The 16,183-nt window shown below is 68.8% G+C and carries 16 protein-coding genes; 10 read left to right on the plus strand and 6 right to left on the minus strand.

Annotated elements, in window-relative coordinates:
- Positions 1–25: 25 nt before the first annotated feature.
- The 6 genes from ACWESM_RS21010 to ACWESM_RS21035 form a co-directional block, all read right to left on the minus strand.
- Positions 26–769, minus strand: coding sequence for an acyl-CoA dehydrogenase family protein (locus ACWESM_RS21010; protein WP_452493402.1), 744 nt, complete (start codon positions 767–769; stop codon positions 26–28).
- Positions 770–834: 65 nt separating this feature from the next.
- On the minus strand, positions 835–1,941 hold the full coding sequence (locus ACWESM_RS21015; protein WP_452493274.1) for an acyl-CoA dehydrogenase family protein: 1,107 nt from the start codon (positions 1,939–1,941) through the stop codon (positions 835–837).
- Positions 1,938–2,354, minus strand: coding sequence for a nuclear transport factor 2 family protein (locus tag ACWESM_RS21020; protein WP_452493276.1), 417 nt, complete (start codon positions 2,352–2,354; stop codon positions 1,938–1,940). The genes ACWESM_RS21015 and ACWESM_RS21020 overlap by 4 nt, the downstream gene beginning before the upstream one ends.
- Complete coding sequence (locus ACWESM_RS21025) at positions 2,341–3,558, minus strand: amidohydrolase family protein (protein WP_452493278.1); 1,218 nt, start codon at positions 3,556–3,558, stop codon at positions 2,341–2,343. Before ACWESM_RS21025 ends, ACWESM_RS21020 begins: the two co-directional genes overlap by 14 nt.
- A 3-nt stretch (positions 3,559–3,561) precedes the next feature.
- Positions 3,562–3,927 (minus strand): hypothetical protein, encoded by a 366-nt coding sequence (locus ACWESM_RS21030; RefSeq protein WP_452493280.1) that lies wholly within the window; start codon positions 3,925–3,927, stop codon positions 3,562–3,564.
- Positions 3,911–5,179 carry an aromatic ring-hydroxylating oxygenase subunit alpha gene (locus ACWESM_RS21035; RefSeq protein WP_452493282.1) on the minus strand — a complete coding sequence of 423 codons (1,269 nt, stop codon included), beginning with the start codon at positions 5,177–5,179 and terminating at the stop codon, positions 3,911–3,913. Before ACWESM_RS21035 ends, ACWESM_RS21030 begins: the two co-directional genes overlap by 17 nt.
- 334 nt (positions 5,180–5,513) lie before the next feature.
- Between ACWESM_RS21035 and ACWESM_RS21040 the strand changes: the two genes are divergently transcribed.
- The 10 genes from ACWESM_RS21040 to ACWESM_RS21085 all read left to right on the plus strand — a co-directional run bounded on the left by ACWESM_RS21040 (position 5,514) and on the right by ACWESM_RS21085 (position 16,183).
- Entirely contained in the window at positions 5,514–6,872 is a 1,359-nt protein-coding gene (locus ACWESM_RS21040) for an ABC transporter substrate-binding protein (RefSeq protein WP_452493404.1), read from the plus strand.
- A 16-nt stretch (positions 6,873–6,888) separates the two neighbouring features.
- Positions 6,889–9,012, plus strand: coding sequence for a branched-chain amino acid ABC transporter permease (locus ACWESM_RS21045; protein ID WP_452493284.1), 2,124 nt, complete (start codon positions 6,889–6,891; stop codon positions 9,010–9,012).
- Complete coding sequence (locus tag ACWESM_RS21050; protein ID WP_452493286.1) at positions 8,990–9,703, plus strand: ABC transporter ATP-binding protein; 714 nt, start codon at positions 8,990–8,992, stop codon at positions 9,701–9,703. The genes ACWESM_RS21045 and ACWESM_RS21050 overlap by 23 nt, the downstream gene beginning before the upstream one ends.
- Positions 9,700–10,458 (plus strand): ABC transporter ATP-binding protein, encoded by a 759-nt coding sequence (locus tag ACWESM_RS21055; protein ID WP_452493288.1) that lies wholly within the window; start codon positions 9,700–9,702, stop codon positions 10,456–10,458. The genes ACWESM_RS21050 and ACWESM_RS21055 overlap by 4 nt, the downstream gene beginning before the upstream one ends.
- The gene (locus tag ACWESM_RS21060) at positions 10,455–10,826 is read left to right on the plus strand and encodes a hypothetical protein (RefSeq protein WP_452493290.1); all 372 of its coding nucleotides are present in this window, start codon (positions 10,455–10,457) and stop codon (positions 10,824–10,826) included. The genes ACWESM_RS21055 and ACWESM_RS21060 overlap by 4 nt, the downstream gene beginning before the upstream one ends.
- 232 nt (positions 10,827–11,058) lie before the next feature.
- A complete protein-coding gene (locus tag ACWESM_RS21065) occupies positions 11,059–12,225 on the plus strand; it encodes an acyl-CoA dehydrogenase family protein (protein ID WP_452493406.1) in 1,167 nt (388 codons plus the stop codon).
- The gene (locus tag ACWESM_RS21070) at positions 12,225–12,989 is read left to right on the plus strand and encodes an SDR family NAD(P)-dependent oxidoreductase (RefSeq protein ID WP_452493291.1); all 765 of its coding nucleotides are present in this window, start codon (positions 12,225–12,227) and stop codon (positions 12,987–12,989) included. Before ACWESM_RS21065 ends, ACWESM_RS21070 begins: the two co-directional genes overlap by 1 nt.
- A complete protein-coding gene (locus ACWESM_RS21075) occupies positions 12,989–14,212 on the plus strand; it encodes a CaiB/BaiF CoA transferase family protein (RefSeq protein ID WP_452493293.1) in 1,224 nt (407 codons plus the stop codon). Before ACWESM_RS21070 ends, ACWESM_RS21075 begins: the two co-directional genes overlap by 1 nt.
- The gene (locus tag ACWESM_RS21080; protein WP_452493295.1) at positions 14,209–15,036 is read left to right on the plus strand and encodes an enoyl-CoA hydratase/isomerase family protein; all 828 of its coding nucleotides are present in this window, start codon (positions 14,209–14,211) and stop codon (positions 15,034–15,036) included. Before ACWESM_RS21075 ends, ACWESM_RS21080 begins: the two co-directional genes overlap by 4 nt.
- Position 15,037: 1 nt before the next feature.
- Complete coding sequence (locus tag ACWESM_RS21085; protein ID WP_452493297.1) at positions 15,038–16,183, plus strand: thiolase family protein; 1,146 nt, start codon at positions 15,038–15,040, stop codon at positions 16,181–16,183.

Genomic DNA, 16,183 nt, shown 5'->3' on the forward strand with positions numbered 1-16,183 from the left:
GCCGGGCTTTCGTGTCGGCCACCGCCTACAGCTGCGCGATGCGTGGCGCCGAGCCCGCGGCGCGGATGTGCGCGCCCACCTCGCGGGTGAGTTCTCTTGTGCTACCGAGCAATCCGTCCAGAACCAAGGTGCGCCGGACGTGCCGGTGCAAGTCGTGCTCGGCGGTGAAGCCGATGCCGCCGAGCACCTGCTGGCAGTGCCGGGCCGCGGTGAGCGCCGCTTGACCCGAGGCGGCCTTGCCCAGCCGTGCCCCGAGTTCGTCATCGGCGAGGTGCAGCGCGGCCTCCGCGCCCTCCAGGGCGACGAGCGTCTCCGCGAGCCGGTGCCGGACCGCCTGGAACGAGGCGAGCGGGCGGCCGAACTGGACGCGTTCCACAGCGTGCCGCCGCGCCAGCGAAAGCATCGCATGTCCGGTGCCGAGCAGCCACCAGCCCAGGGCGCGCCGCCCGGACGCGAGGGCTTGCTCCGGCAGCCGAGTGCCCGTCGCGACGGTGCGCAGCGGCAGTTCTTCGTCGACCGCTGCGCCGGAATCGCCGTCGCGGTCCCATACCACCCAGGCGCCGCCCGCGAACGGCAGCGCGACCGGGCCGGGCCCCGGCTGTCCGGCGGCGTGCCGGACGACGTCGTCGAGGACCGCGGCGTGCGCGCCGGTCTCGCCGAGCAGCCGGAACACCAGCGGCACGGCGAGTTCGGGCAGCTCCGCGAGCAATTCCGGCCAGCCGAGTCCGGCCAGCGCCGCGTCGAGCTCCCGGCCGGTGGCGGTCGACATGGTCTTGCGCAACGTGTCGGTGAGCAGGCCGATTTCGGCCTGGTCGGGACCGGATTCGGCCACGCTCACTCCTTTCCGAGGTCCAGCAGGCGGCGCGCGATGATATTGCGCTGGATCTCGGCGGTGCCGCCGTAGATCGTGGCCGCGCGGGAGTAGAGGAACTCGGTGCGCCACGGCGAATCGGCGAGTTCCACCGCACCGGGCAGCAGCTCGCGCGCGGTGTCGAACAGCCGCTGCTCGGCGGTGGCCAGCAGCACCTTGTCGATGGAGGTCTCCGCGCCCAGCCGGGCGCCGTCGGCGAGGCGCCGCTGCGTCGCGTGGGAGCGGCACCGCACCGTGTGCAGCGCCAGATACGCGGCGCCGAGGTCGGCGTCGTCGGCGATCGCGGTCTGCGCCAGCACTTGGTCCAGCCGCGTGAACAGGTGGGCGATCCGGTGCCAGAAGCAGGTGGAGCGTTCGTAGGGAAGCAGATCCATCGCCACCCGCCAGCCGTCACCGGGCTTGCCCAGCATCCGATCCGCGGGCACTGCCACGTCGTCGAGGAAGACTTCGGCGAACTCGTCCACGCCGTGCATGGTGCGCAACGGGCGAACGCTGATGCCGGGGGAATCCATATCCACGAAGAAGGCGGTGATGCCGTCGTGCCCGGGTCCCGTGCGTGTGAGCAGCACGCAGCGAGCGGCATACTGGGCCAGGCTGGTCCACACCTTCTGACCGCTGACGACCCAGTCGCCGCCTCGCGACGTCGCTTTGGTGGCCAGCGAGGCCAGGTCGCTGCCCGACCCTGGTTCGGAGAATCCCTGGCACCACTGTTCGCGGCCGGACAGCAGCAGCGGCACCGTGGCGGCGGCCAATTCCGGTCGCGCGTAGGAGATCACCGTCGGTGCGAGCACTTCGATCATCGAATAGATGCCGGGCTCGGCCAGGTCGCGGGAGGCGATCTCCTCACCGAGCACCGCGCGCAGCGCGGCCGGCCCACCCCGGCCGCGCACGGCGGTGGGCCAGCCATAGCGCATCCAGTCCGCGTCGTACAGGGCACGCCGGACGCGCAGCAGTTGTTCGACCTGCCCGTCCAGCGAGTGATCCGGGCCGGGCGTCAGATCGTGGACCTCCAGCCAGGCGCGCAGAGCCGACCGGAAGGTGGCGACATCGTGATTCGGGTCGGCGCTCATGCCTTGGAACGCTCGAACGCATGCGGGATCCCGGAGTCGTGGTCGCCGTTGCGGCGGATGAACGTCATCCTGCGCGTCTTCAACCGCCAACCGTCCGCGGTGCGCTCGAGCGTGTCGGTGTAGTACCCGATGCGCATGTCGTGGGTGCTGTGCTCGACGAAGCACAGCGGTTGGGTGCCGGTGGCGGTGTCGCCGTCGATGTCGAGCACCGGTGTGCCGGTGAGGAACAGACCTTTCGGCGCGGCGGCGACCAGTTCCGGGAACAGGTCCAGGGCGTAGGTGTCGCCGAAGGCGCTGTAGGTGCCGTCCGGCGTGAAGACCGCGAGCAGGCCCTCGATGTCGCCTTTGGTGATGGTCACCGCGTACCGCGCCAGCACCTGCTGGATCTCGAGCAGGTCGTCACTTCTGGACATGAATCTTTCCGCCTTTCATCACGAATCGCACGTCGCGGGTGACGGTGATGTCGCGCACCGGGTCGCCGGGAACGCCGATGACGTCGGCCAGCAACCCTTCCGCGAGCCGGCCGCGGTCGTGCACGCCGACCAGTTCGGCCGAGGCCACCGTCGCGGCCCGCAGCACCTCGAGCGTCGGTAGCCCGCGTTCGACCAGCGCGACGAGCTCGTCGGCGTTGCGCCCGTGCGGAATCGCGGGCGCGTCGGTGCCGACGGCGATCTTCACGCCCGCCTTGTAGGCGGCCAGCACGGAGGTGCGGGCCTTGGGGAACATCTCGGCCGCCTTGGCCTGGAGTGCGGGATCCGCTTCGGAGACGTCCATGGCGTCGGCCAGCCGGGTGGTCGGCACCAGCCAGGTGCCGTGCTCCACCATCAGATCGATCGCCTCGTCGTCGATGAGGAAACCGTGCTCGATGCAGTCGATGCCGGCCCGCACCGCGTGCTTCACCGCGTCCGCTCCGTGCGTGTGCGCGGCCACCTTGAGGCCGCGCCGGTGCGCCTCGTCGACGATCGCGTGCAGTTCCTCGTCCGAATAATGCTGCGCGCCCGGCGCACCGGTGAGCGACATGACGCCACCGGAGACGCAGATCTTGATCAGTTGCGCGCCGTGCTTGATCTGGTAGCGCACGGCCTTGCGCACCTCGTCCACGCCGTTGGCGATGCCTTCTTCGAGGGTCAGCTTCAGCACGTCGGGGGCGAAGGCGGAGAACATGGTCGGGTCCAGATGCCCGCCGGTCGGGGTGATCGCGTGCCCGGCGGGCACGATGCGCGGGCCCTCGATCCAGCCCGCGTCGATCGCCTTGCCCAGCGCCACGTCCAGCAGATAGCCGCCGGTCTTCACGAACAGCCCGAGATTGCGGACGGTGGTGAAACCGGCGCGCAGGGTCCGGCGGGCATTGCCCACCGCGCGCAGCACCCGCAGCGCCGGATCGTCTTTGACGCTGGAGGCCAGGCCGGTCTCCCCGCGCCCGCCCATGAGGAGGTTGACCTCCATGTCCATCAGGCCCGGCAGCAGGACGAGGTCACCGAGATCGACGACCTCGCCCGTGACGGCGCCGCCGACACCGGCGATCCGGTCGTCCTCGATGCGCAGGACGCCGGGCCGGACGATCGCGCCGGTGTCGAGGTCGAGCAGACCGGCCGCCTTCAGTGTCAGCGTCGCCACGGGTCAGACCACCGGCTCGCGGACGATATCCAGGTAGGCCGCACCGGAATCCGGCACCCGCGGCTGCTTCCACACCTCGACCGGGAACGACACCATCACCAGCGACTGCAACAAATGGAACAGGTTGCGTACTTCGTCGGGCAGATCGTTCCAGTCGTACTTGTCGATGTAGTCCAGGGCGGATGGCAGACGCGGGAACACCGTGTCGTACAGCCGCTGCATCTCGTCCATGGACGAGGCCAGGCGCTTGGCGTAGCGCTCCGGCTCGGTGGCCAGGACCCAATCCGAGAACTGCGCCAGGTCGGTGAATTCGGCGGGCAGCGGGGCGGTGTTCGCCTGGTCGGTCGGGCGATCAGTGGGCGCGGCCATCGCGGTACTCCTCGACGATCTTCTGAGCGGTCTTGTGCAGGTGACGGAGCAGGATCTCCTGGTCGTTGAGCGGGAACTCGGTGACCTCGCGGGTGGCGATCATGGTCTGGGTCGCCTCGAGGGTGTTCGCGTCCTGCAGCGCGTACTCCTTGAAGGTCACCGCGGCCAGTTCCTGGGCCAGCCGCTGCCTGGCGTTGGTGGCGGGCACGAAATACAGGCTCGCCTCGAAGATGTGCCGGTCCACGGCGGTCGGCCAGTAGTGGTAGGTCAGGTACCAGCCCGGCGCCCAGAACAGCAGTGAGAAATTCGGGAAGAACTCGAATTCGTCGACGCCCCACGCGCGATGCCGGGCCGGATTGATGCCCTCCGGCAGCGGCTCCAAGCCCTCGATGTCGGGCCGGTCCCAAGGGCCGAACAGGCCACTGCGCAGTTCGCGCTCGATCGGCTTGACCATCGTCGGGTCCTTCGGCGGAGCCATCCCGCCCCAGGACGAGATCATCGAGTGCGGAGCCGCGATCTCGTAGTGCAGCGCTTCGTATCCCACGCCGTAGAGCTTGTCGGCCTCGTCCTTGACCGCCTGTTTCTGGTGCAGCACGGGCGCGTGGTAGAACTCGGCGAACGCGTCGATGAACAGCTTCCAGTTGCTGCCGATCTCGGCCCGGTAGCTGAAGACCTCGGTCATCCGGTCGAACGGGTACCCCTCGAGACCCTTGGCCAGCGGACCCAGGTATTCGGTGAGTGGCTTGGCGTTGTCGTCGAGATTGACGAAGATGAAGCCTTCCCACACCTCGCAGCGCACCGGCTTCAAACCGAACTTGTCCTTGTCCAGGTCGAAGAACTCCTTCTCCTGCTGGACGAAGGTCAGCTCGCCTTTCAGGCTGTAGCGCCAGGCGTGGTACTTGCAGGTGAACTGGCGGCAGGTGCCCGCCGTCTCCTCCCCCGGGTAGTCGTCCCAGACCAGCTTGTTGCCGCGATGCCGGCAGATGTTGTGGAACGCGCGCACCACACCGTCGTTGTCCTTGACGACGATCAGCGAGGTGCCGATGCAGGCCAGTTCCTTGGTGAAGTAATTGCCCACCCGGGGCAGCCGATTCACTCGGCCGACGTTGAGCCAGCTCTTGCGGAAGATCGCCTGACGCTCGTCCTCGTAGAACGCGGGATCGATGGAGTCGGTGTAGTCGACCGGCTCGGTACCCAGCTCGGGGTAGTTCTGCGTCCAGCTCCCCGCCGCCGGTTTGGTGAAGTGTGACATGCGCCTCCTTACCTCAAAATGAGAATATCATTCTCAAAATCAACTAGTAGATTTCCATGCGGTCGCGACACTGTCAACGCGGATCGAGCCGGGTGTCCCCGCACCGGGCTGCGGCTCGGGCGGCGAGCGTCCTCGGAGCCGGTAGCGGATGCCACTCTCCAAAGAGCAGATATTGATTATCCGAATCTGAGAAGATAGTTTCCCTGACAGCGAGTGTGCCCCTGGGCACCTGCTGCTCATCGACGAGCAATGGGCGAGATGTCGGCGACGGCATGGACAACCGATCGAGTGCCGAGGGGCCCATGGAGGAGGAACTACGGTGAAACCGCAGCGAATGATCGTTGCCGCGCTGGCGATCGCGCTCTTGGTGGCCGGCTGTGGGCGTGAGGGCGGTGGACGCGGAACCGGCGAGGGTTCCGGCCCGGCCGCCTCGGGCAACTTCGGCGACCTGACCAGTGTCTGTCAGCCGGGGAACGCGAAAACTGCTTCGGCGCAAGGTGTTACAGCGACCGAGATCGAGGTCGGGGTCTTCTCCGACATCGGTTTCACGAAGAATCCCGACCTCGTCGACGCGGCGAAGGTGTTCACCTCCTGGTGTAACGCCGCGGGCGGCATCAACGGGCGCAAGCTGGTGACCAATCTGCGCGACACCAAACTCATGGAGGTGCGCCAGCGCATGCTGGAGTCCTGCCGGGAGGACTTCGCGCTCGTCGGCGGCAGCGCGGCGCTGGACGGACTCGGTGTCAAGGACCGGCTGTCGTGCCTGCTGCCGGAGTTCCCCGCCCAGGTCACCCAGACCGCGAACACCGGCTCCGATCTTCAGCTGGGCGGCGGATCGTCGGCCTCCGAGGCGGTCAACCCGTACACCGGATTCCAGGACTGGCTGATCAAAGAGGCTTACCCGGGTTCGGCGGGGGCGGTCGGGATGATCAACGGCGACTCGCCGATCACCAAGGTCATGGGCGAGAAGATGACCGAATCGCTGACGGCGGCGGGCGCGAAGATCGTCTACAACGACCTCTACCCGCTCGCCGGCGTCTCGGACTGGACGCCATACGCGCAAGCGATCAAGGCGAACAACGTCAAGGGCCTGATCTTCTTCGGCGAGTTCCGCTACCTCGCCAAACTGCAGGACGTGCTCACCAGCATGAACTACAAGCTGGACTGGATCGACGCCAACGCCAACTCCTACAACCAGTCGTTCCTCGACGTCGCGAAGGGGTCGCTGGCGAGCCAGAACAACTATGCCGACCTCAGCGGCACCGCCCCGCTGGACGCGGCCGCGCAGGTGCCCGCGGTGCAACAGCTGAAAGATCTGTTCAAGCAGTACGCGCCCAGCAGTCCCATCACCTTCCAGGTGCTGCGGGCCTTCCAGTCGTGGCTGCTGTTCGCGAAGTCGGCGACCAGTTGCGGCGACAACCTCACCCGCGCGTGTGTGTACAACGCCGCGCACAAGGAGACGGCATGGACCGGGGGCGGTTTGCAGGCTCCGGTCGACCTGTCCCGGCCGCTGTCGGAGCAGACCCGATGCTTCAACGTTCAGCAGGCCACGCCGGACGGCTGGAAGACGGCGGATTTCGAGCCGAACAACGGCGTGTTCCGTTGCGGCTTCACCCCGTACAAGTACACCCGGGATTTCGGCAAGCCGCTGACGCTCGCCGACGTCGGCAAGAGCATGAGCGACCTGAAGTGACGGAGTATTCGCGCTGATGGAGCAGTTCATCGCCTTCGGGATCGTCGGCCTCAGCACCGCGGCGATCTATGCCGTGATCGGCAGCGGCCTGGTGCTCACCTACACCACGACCGGCGTGTTCAACTTCGCGCACGGCGCCGCGGGGATGATCTCGGCGTTCGTCTACTGGCAGCTCACCATCGGCTGGGGCTGGCCGACGCCGGTGGCGATCGTCGCGGTGCTGCTGGTCTTCGCGCCGCTGTTCGGATTGCTGTTCGGCAAGGCGCTGGCGCCGACCCAGGGACTCGGCGACGCCGAGAAACTGGTGATGACGATCGCCCTGCTCAGCGGCCTCATCGTGCTGGCGCGCTGGATCTGGAACCCCAACGAATCGCGTTCGCTCACCCGATTCTTCGCGGACAAGCCGCCGATCGACCTCGGCCCGGTCATCATCACCTGGCATCAGGCCCTCACCATGGCCGTGGCCGTGGCGGTCGCCGTGGGACTTCGAATCCTGCTGTACCGCACCAGAATCGGTGCCGAGATGCGGGCCACCGTGGACGACCGCGCGCTGGTCGGTCTGACCGGCGCCGATCCACGGCGGGCGAACCGGATCGCCTGGATGCTGGGCATCGAGCTGGCCGCGATCGGCGGCATCCTCATCGCGCCGACCGTGGCGCTGGATGCCGCGCAGCTGTCGCTGCTGATCGTCAGCGCCTACACGGCCGCCATTTTCGGGCGGCTGCGGAACCTGCCCATGACGTTCGCCGGTGCCGTGGCGGTCGGGCTGCTGGAGAGCTACCTCACCGGGTACCTCCCGCAGAACGACTATCTGCCCGGTCTCCGGCTGGCGGCTCCCGCGCTGCTGTTGTTCGTGGCGTTGCTGGTGTTCCCGCACGGCAGGTTGCGCGGTCGCGACCGGAAACTCAGCCCGGTGCCGCTGCCCTCGAGCAACGGTTCGGTCGCGTTCGCCGCCGCCGTGGTGGTGCTCGGCCTGATGCTCGCGACCATGCTCACCGAATCCGACCTGATCACCTACGGCGCGATGTTCGCTTGGGGCGTGATCGCGCTGTCGTACGTGCCGCTGCTCGGTTTCGCGGGCCAGATCTCGCTGTGCCAGCTCAGTCTCGCCGGTGTGGGCGCGGTGGCCTATGCGCATCTGGGCCCGGACGGCCAGTGGTGGGCACTGCTCGCCGCGATGGGCATCGCCGGAGTGGTGGGGGCGGCGGTCGCGGTGCCCGCGCTGCGGCTGTCGGGGGTGTACCTGGCGCTGGCGACGGCGGCGTTCGCGGTCATCCTGGATCGCTGGATCTTCACCCTGCCCTCCTTCGAGATCCTCGGCGTGCGAATCGCGCTGTTCGACCAAGGCTCGGTGTCACTGGCCGGGCCGAATCTGTTCGGGCTGAACCTGGACACCACCGCCGAAGTGACCGTCTTCGCCGCGGTGTGCCTGGCGGTGGCGGGCCTGGCGGTGGCGTTGTTGCGGCGCAGCCGATTCGGGCGTCGGCTGATCGCCTTGCGCGACAGCGAGGCCGCCTACGCCACCCTCGGCGGCAGCCTGCTCGCGGCGCGCGTGCTGGTCTTCGCGCTGTCGGCGGCCATCGCCGGGCTCGGCGGCGCGCTGTACGGCATGCAGGTGCGAGCCGTCGCGCCCGAACAATTCAATCTGGTGGCCGGATTGCCGATCTTCCTCATCGTGACCATCGCCGGTCTCGGTACGGTCGGTGCGGGCCTGTTCACCGGCGCGGTCTTCGCCGGACCGTTGAACGTGATCCCTGTGCTGTGGCCGGGCTTGCAGAATCTGGCGCAGGTGCTGCCCGCGCTCGGCGGTATCGCCTTCGGCGGTGGCGTGCTGAAGGACGGGGCGATCGCGAAGATGCGCGAAGACTGGTTGCCGATGCTGCGCGATCGGATCGTCGCACCATCGCTGGTGCTGGTGATTCTGGGGCTGTGGGGGCTGCGGCTGATCGACGTCGTCAACGGCTGGGGCTTCACCCTCGGCGTGGTGGTGGCCGCGGTCGCGGCGCGCGTCTGGCATGGAGTGCGGACGCGGCCCGCGCCGGATCCGGCGGAAACACAGGTGGAGTGGTGGGGTCTGCGGCGACCGTGGAGCTCCGAGGACGAGGAGGTGCTCGATCGTGCCGTCGCTACTGGAAGTTGACGATGTGACCGTCGTTTTCGGTGGCAACCGCGCCCTCGACGGCGCCGGGTTGCGCGCCGAACGCGGCGCGGTGACCGGACTGATCGGCCCGAACGGCGCGGGCAAGAGCACGTTGTTCGACGTGATCTGCGGCCTGCGCAAGCCGACCAAGGGACGCGTGGCGCTCGACGGCGCCGACGTCACCCGGCTCGGCCCGGCCCGCAGGGCCCGGCACGGCCTGGCTCGCACCTTCCAGCGGCTCGAGCTGTTCGGCAGGCTGAGCGTGCGCGACAACCTGCTGGTCGCCGCCGAACTCGGGCCGCAGCGCAGACACGCCGCCCGGATCGTCACCGAGATCATCGACCGGCTGGGTCTGTACGAGATCGCCGACGCTTCCGCCGACGAATTGCCCACCGGCACCGGTCGTCTGGTGGAGGTGGGGCGGGCCATCGCGGCGCGGCCCAGCCTGATTCTGCTCGACGAGCCTGCCGCGGGCCAAGATCACACCGAGACCGAGCGGTTCGGTGAACTGCTGCGCTCGCTGGCCGACGACGGCACCGCGGTGCTGCTCGTCGAACACGACATGGGCTTGGTGATGAACGTCTGCGACGAGGTGTTCGTGCTCGATCTCGGCAAGGTGATCGCCTCCGGACCGCCGTCGGTCATCCGCGCCGACGAGACTGTCCTCGCGGCCTATCTGGGAGACATATGAGCGTGCGGAGCGCAATCGAAACGATCGCGGAGACACCGTCGTCCAGCCCCGCCGAACTCCTCGCGCTGCGCGAGGTGCGCGCCGCCTACGACGCCATCACCGTGCTGCACGGCGTCGACCTGGACGTCACGGCCGGCCAGGTGGTGGCGCTGCTCGGGCCCAACGGCGCGGGCAAGACCACTGCGCTGAAGGTGATCGCGGGCATCCACCCGGTCGCGGCGGGGCGGCTGGTACTCGGCGGGCGCGACGTGACCGGAGCCGATCCGCGTGACCTGGCCCGCGCGGGCGTCTGCCTGATTCCCGAGGGCCGCGGCGTCTTCCCGAATCTCACCGTGCGCGACAACCTGCTGATGATGACCTTCACCGGGCGGTCGCGCGAGGAGATCGAGGAGATCGCCTTCAGCCGGTTCCCGATCCTCGGCAAACGCGCCGGCCAGATCGCGGGCACCATGTCCGGCGGCGAACAGCAGATGCTGGCGCTGGCTCGCGGCCTGGCGACCGATCCCGCCGTGCTGCTGCTGGACGAACTGTCCATGGGCTTGGCCCCGCTGGTCGTCGGCAGGCTCTACGACGAGGTCGCCGAGATCGCGCGCCAGGGTGTCGCGGTGCTGGTGGTCGAGCAGTTCGCCGCCGCCGTGCTGGACATCGCCGATCACGCGGCGGTCCTGGTGCGCGGGCGGGTGGTGCGGGACGGACACCCAGACAGCGGAATCCGCAACGAATTGGCAGCCCTCTACCTAGGAAGTTCCACATGACCGAATCTCGCGCGGAGCGTTTCGTCCGCGAACTGCAGGTGTTGAAGATCCCCGATCCGGCGGCGGGCCGTTCGGGGTTGTGGCTGCGCACCGGCATCACGCTCATGGTGGCCGGGCTGGTGGTCGCGGTGCTGGCCTATTTCATGTCGCACGGCACGACCGACGCGCTGACCCAGCGCGACGCCATCACCCTCGCGCTCGGCGGGGTTGCGGCAAGCGTGGTGGGTTCGGCGCTGTTCCTGCGCTATTCGTTGACCAATTTCCTGCGGTTCTGGCTGGCGCGTCAGTCCTACGACCTCGACGAACTCGGCAATCGGGTGCTGGGCGCGGAGATCCGATACGACGGGGTGGCCCCGACGCCCCGATGAGCCTCGGTGCATCTGCCGCGCCGGGGGACGGGGATCGGCTCGCGCGTCGTCCGCCTCGACTGGGGAGGCGGAGGGCCATACGCGCGGTACCGAGCGGTCGCCCGTCGGATGCCGCCGGTGCGGAAGGGCTGGATAGACCTTCCGCACCGGCGTGCGCCGCGGCGGGCGGTGCGCGAGCCGCGATACGAGAACTGGAGGTGCGGAAGTGTCCGGTGAGACCAACGACGAGGGCATGAATTTCGAGCTGTCCGAGGACCAGGAGCTGATCCGGAAGTCGGTGGCCGAGTTGTGCCGCAAGTTCGACGACCAGTACTGGATGGAGAAGGACCAGGCGCACGAATTCCCCACCGAGTTCTACGACGCCGTCGCGAGCGGCGGGTGGCTCGGCATCACCATTCCCGAGGAGTACGGCGGCCACGGCCTGGGCATCACCGAGGCCACGCTGCTGGCCGAGGAGGTGTCGCGCTCCGGTGGCGGCATGAACGCCGCCAGCTCCATCCACATGTCGATCTTCGGCATGCATCCCGTGGTGGTGCACGGCTCCGAGGAGCTGAAGCGGCGGACTCTGCCGCGCATCGCGGACGGCGACCTGCACGTGTGCTTCGGCGTCACCGAACCCGGTGCGGGACTGGACACTCCGCGCATCACCACATTCGCCCGCCGCGACGGCGACCACTATGTGGTGAACGGGCGCAAGGTGTGGATATCGAAAGCGCAGGAGTCGGAGAAGATCCTGCTGCTCACCCGCACCAGCTCCTATGCCGAGGTCGCCAAGAAGACCGACGGCATGACGCTGTTCCTCACCGATCTCGATCGCGCGCATGTCGACATCCGGCCGATCGCCAAGATGGGCCGCAACGCGGTCACTTCCAACGAGCTGTTCATCGATGATCTGCGTATCCCGGTGGCAGACCGGGTCGGCGAAGAGGGCGAGGGGTTCCGGTATCTGCTGGACGGACTGAATCCCGAGCGCATGCTCATCGCCGCCGAAGCGCTCGGGCTCGGCCGGGTGGCGCTGGACCGGGCGGTGCGATACGCGAAGGAACGCGTGGTCTTCGACCGGCCGATCGGCATGAACCAGGGCATCCAGTTCCCGCTGGCCGATTCGCTCGCGCGGTTGGACGCGGCCGAGCTGATGCTGCGCAAGGCCACCTGGCGCTACGACAACGGGAAATCCTGCGGCCGCGAGGCGAATACGGCGAAGTACCTGTGCGCCGACGCCGGATTCACCGCCGCCGACCGGGCGCTGCAGACGCACGGCGGCATGGGTTACGCCGAGGAATACCACGTGGCCCGCTATTTCCGGGAGGCGCGCGTGATGCGCATCGCCCCCGTCAGCCAAGAAATGATCTTGAACTACCTGGGTTCGCACGCCCTGGGATTGCCGAGGAGCTACTGATGCCGCAGCAGACACTGTTCGACCTGACCGGGCGTTCGGCGCTGGTCACCGGCGCCGCGGGCGGAATCGGCTCGGCGGTGGCGCAGGCGCTGGCCACCGCGGGCGCTGCCGTGCTGGTCACCGATCTCAACGGCGAGGCGGCCGCCGCCGTCGCGGAGAAGATCGTCGCGAACGGCGGTGTCGCCGCCGCACGGGCCCTGGACGTCTCCGACCGGAACTCCGCCGCCGCGGCCGCCGAACAGGCCGCCGGGCTCACCGACGGCGTGCTGCACATCGTCGTGAACAACGCCGGAGTCACCGCACCCGCGATGTTCGCCGACACCACCGCGGAATCGGTGCGGCGGCTGTTCGACATCCACGCGCTGGGTACGATCAACTGCGCACAGGCCGCCTTGCCTTTCCTGCCCACCGACGGCACCGGGCGGATCATCAACGTCACCTCCGCCGCGGGCATCGTCGGCACGCTCGGCCAGGTGAACTACTCGGCCGCCAAGGCCGCGATCATCGGCATCACCAAATCGCTGGCCAAAGAGCTGGCGCGCAAGAACATCCTGGTCAACGCGCTGGCCCCCCTCGCGGCGACGCCGATGACGCACACCATCCGCACCGACGAGCGGTTCTCCGAACAGATGCTCAACCGAATCCTGTTGCGCCGCTGGGCCGAACCGGAGGAAGTCGCGGGCGCGTTCGTCTTCCTCGCCTCCGACGCCGCCTCCTTCGTCACCGGCCAGGTGCTGCCGGTGGACGGTGGCACGGTGATCTGATGACGGGCCCCACTACGGGCGTCGATTCGCCGGGGCCACTGGCCGGTGTCACGGTGGTCGCCCTGGAACAAGCGGTGTCCGCGCCGATGTGCACACGCACCCTGGCCGATTTCGGCGCCCGGGTGATCAAGGTGGAGCATCCGGACGGCGGCGACTTCGCCCGGTACTACGACGACGTGGTACAGGGGCAGGCCGCTCACTTCGTCTGGGTCAATCGCGGCAAGGAGTCGGTCACCCTCGATCTGAAATCGTCTGCCGGTGTCGAGTTGCTGCACCGCCTCCTAAGCCGCGCCGATGTGCTGGTGTCGAATCTCGCGCCCGGCGCGACCACGCGCCTCGGCCTCGCGCCCGCCGACCTGGCCGCGCGTCATCCGGACCTGATCGCGGTGGAGATCGATGGGTTCGGCGCGGGCGGGCCGCTGTCCCACAAACGCGCCTACGACCTGCTCGTACAAGCCGAATCGGGCGTCTGCGCGGTGACCGGCACCGCGGACGCCCCGGCCAAACCCGGGCCGCCGGTCGCCGACGTCACCACCGGTCTGTACGCGGCGCTGTCGATCCTGGCCGCGCTGTGCGGGCGAGCCCGGGGCGCGGCCCACGGCAACACGATCTCGGTGAGCCTCTTCGACACCATGGCCGAGATGATGGGCTACCACCTCACCTATGCGCGGCACGCCGGGGTGGATCAGCAGCCGCTGGGCATGAGTTCACCGGCCGTGGCGCCCTACGGCGCGTATGCCACCGCCGACGGGCGCACGGTGGTGCTGGGCACCACCAACGACCGGGAGTGGCAGCGGTTGGCGATCGATATCCTGGACCGGCCGGATCTCGCCGCGGACGAACGACTCCGCACCAACCCCGGGCGGGTGCGCCACCGCGCCGAGATCGACGAGGCGATCGCCGCGTGGTGCCTGCGCCACGACCTGGCGCGAATCCAGAAGATCGCCGACGACGCCGGAATCGGCAACTCCTGCTACAACCGCCCCAGCGAGGTGCTCGGCCACCCCCAGCTCACCGAGCGTGATCGCTGGCGCAGCATCGAGACTCCCGCGGGCCCGATCCCGTCCCTGCTGCCACCCGCGATCCTGGCGGGCTTCGAGCCGCCGATGGGACCGGTGCCGGGCCTCGGCGCGCACACCGACGCGGTGCTCGGCGAAATCGGTTGCGCCGCAGCGAATATCGAAGTGCTGCGAAAATCAGGAGCGATCGGGCCGCGCCGATGACCGAGAACCCCGTGCTGCTGCGCGACGATCTCGACGGCGTGCGCACGCTGACGCTGAACCGGCCGCACCGCAAGAACGCGATCGACGCCGAACTCTGGGCGGCGCTGGCCGACGCGCTGCGCGCCGCCGCGGCCGACCGCACCGTCCGCGCCCTGGTGCTCACCGGCGCGGGTGGCGCGTTCTGTTCCGGCGCGGACATCTCCACGCCCGACAACGCCCACCCGGTCTACCGGATGCGCGCCCTCACCGACGTCGCGATGCTGTTGCACGACCTTCCGCTGCCCACCGTCGCGAAGGTCGCCGGTGTCGCGGTCGGCGCGGGCTGGAATCTGGCGCTGGGCTGCGATCTGGTGGTGGCCACCCCGGAATCGACGTTCGCGCAGATCTTCACCCGCCGCGGACTGTCGATGGATCTCGGCGGCTCCTGGCTGCTGCCCCGGCTGGTCGGTCTGCAACAGGCCATGCGACTGGCGCTGCTGGCCGAGACGATCGATGCCGCGCAGGCCCGGGAGCTGGGACTGGTGACCTGGGTGACGCCAGGGGAGGAGATCGACGGATTCGTCGCCGATCTGGGCGCGCGCCTGGCGGCCGGACCTCCGGTCGCGCTGGCCCAGACCAAGGCGCTGCTGCACGAAGGCGCGGGTTCGACGCTCCGCGAAGCCCTCGCGGCCGAAGCCAGAGCGCAGGGACTGAATTTCGCCACCGCGGACGCCCCGGAAGCGTTCGCGGCCTTCGCCGAACGGCGTGAGCCGCGGTTCACCGGCCACTGGACGGTCCGGCGACCGCCGATCCGCGCCGCCGAGAATTCCGAGAACGGGAGATGAGATGCGTGAGGTAGTCATCGCCGGGGCGGTCCGCACCGCTGTCGGCAAACGCAACGGGGGATTGTCCCGGGTGCATCCGGCCGACCTGTCCGCGCTCGTGCTCACCGCGCTCGCCGAGCGCTGCGCCCTCGATCCGGCGCTGATCGACGACGTGATCTGGGGCTGCGTCTCCCAGGTCGGCGACCAGTCGAGCAATATCGGCCGCTACGCCGTGCTGGCGGCGGGCTGGCCGGAGAGCATCCCGGGCACGACGGTTAACCGGGCCTGCGGCTCCAGCCAGCAAGCCTTGGATTTCGCCGCGCAAGCCGTGCTCTCCGGGCAGCAGGACCTCGTGGTCGCCGGGGGCGTGGAAGTGATGAGCCGGGTGCCGTTGAACGCGGCGAAGGCCTCCGGCGCCCCCTACGGGCCGAAAGCATTGGCGCGCTACCAGGATTTCGCCTTCAATCAGGGCGTTTCCGCCGAGTTGATCGCGCAGAAGTGGGGATTCGATCGCACCCGGCTCGACGAGTACTCCGCGCGCTCGCACGAACGCGCCGCCGCCGCCCAGGACGCGGGCGCCTTCACCGACCAGATAGTTCCCGTCACCACCGAATCGGGCGTGGTGAGCGCGGACGAGGGGATCCGGCGCGGCACCACCGCGGCGAAACTCGCCGGGCTGAAACCCGCGTTCCAGGACGACGGTGTGATCCACGCGGGCAACGCCTCGCAGATCTCCGACGGAGCGGCCGCACTGCTGGTGACCACGCCGCGCAAGGCGCGCGAGCTGGGCCTGACGCCATTGGCCCGCTACCACGCGGGCGCCGTGTCCGGTTCCGATCCGGTGCTGATGCTCACCGGCCCGATCCCCGCGACCGAAAAGGTGTTGCGCAAAGCGGGTCTGACCCTCGCCGACATCGGCGTCTTCGAGGTCAACGAAGCTTTCGCGCCCGTTCCCCTCGCCTGGCTGGCCGAGACCGGCGCCGACGAGGCGCTGGTGAATCCGCTGGGCGGAGCGATCGCGCTGGGGCATCCGCTGGGCGCGTCCGGCGCGGTACTGATGACCCGCATGCTGCACCACATGCGGGACAACGGAATTCGCTACGGCTTGCAGACCATGTGCGAGGGTGGCGGTACCGCCAACGCCACCGTCGTCGAATTGATGTCCTGA

The sequence above is a fragment of the Nocardia sp. NPDC003999 genome, assembly GCF_053604885.1.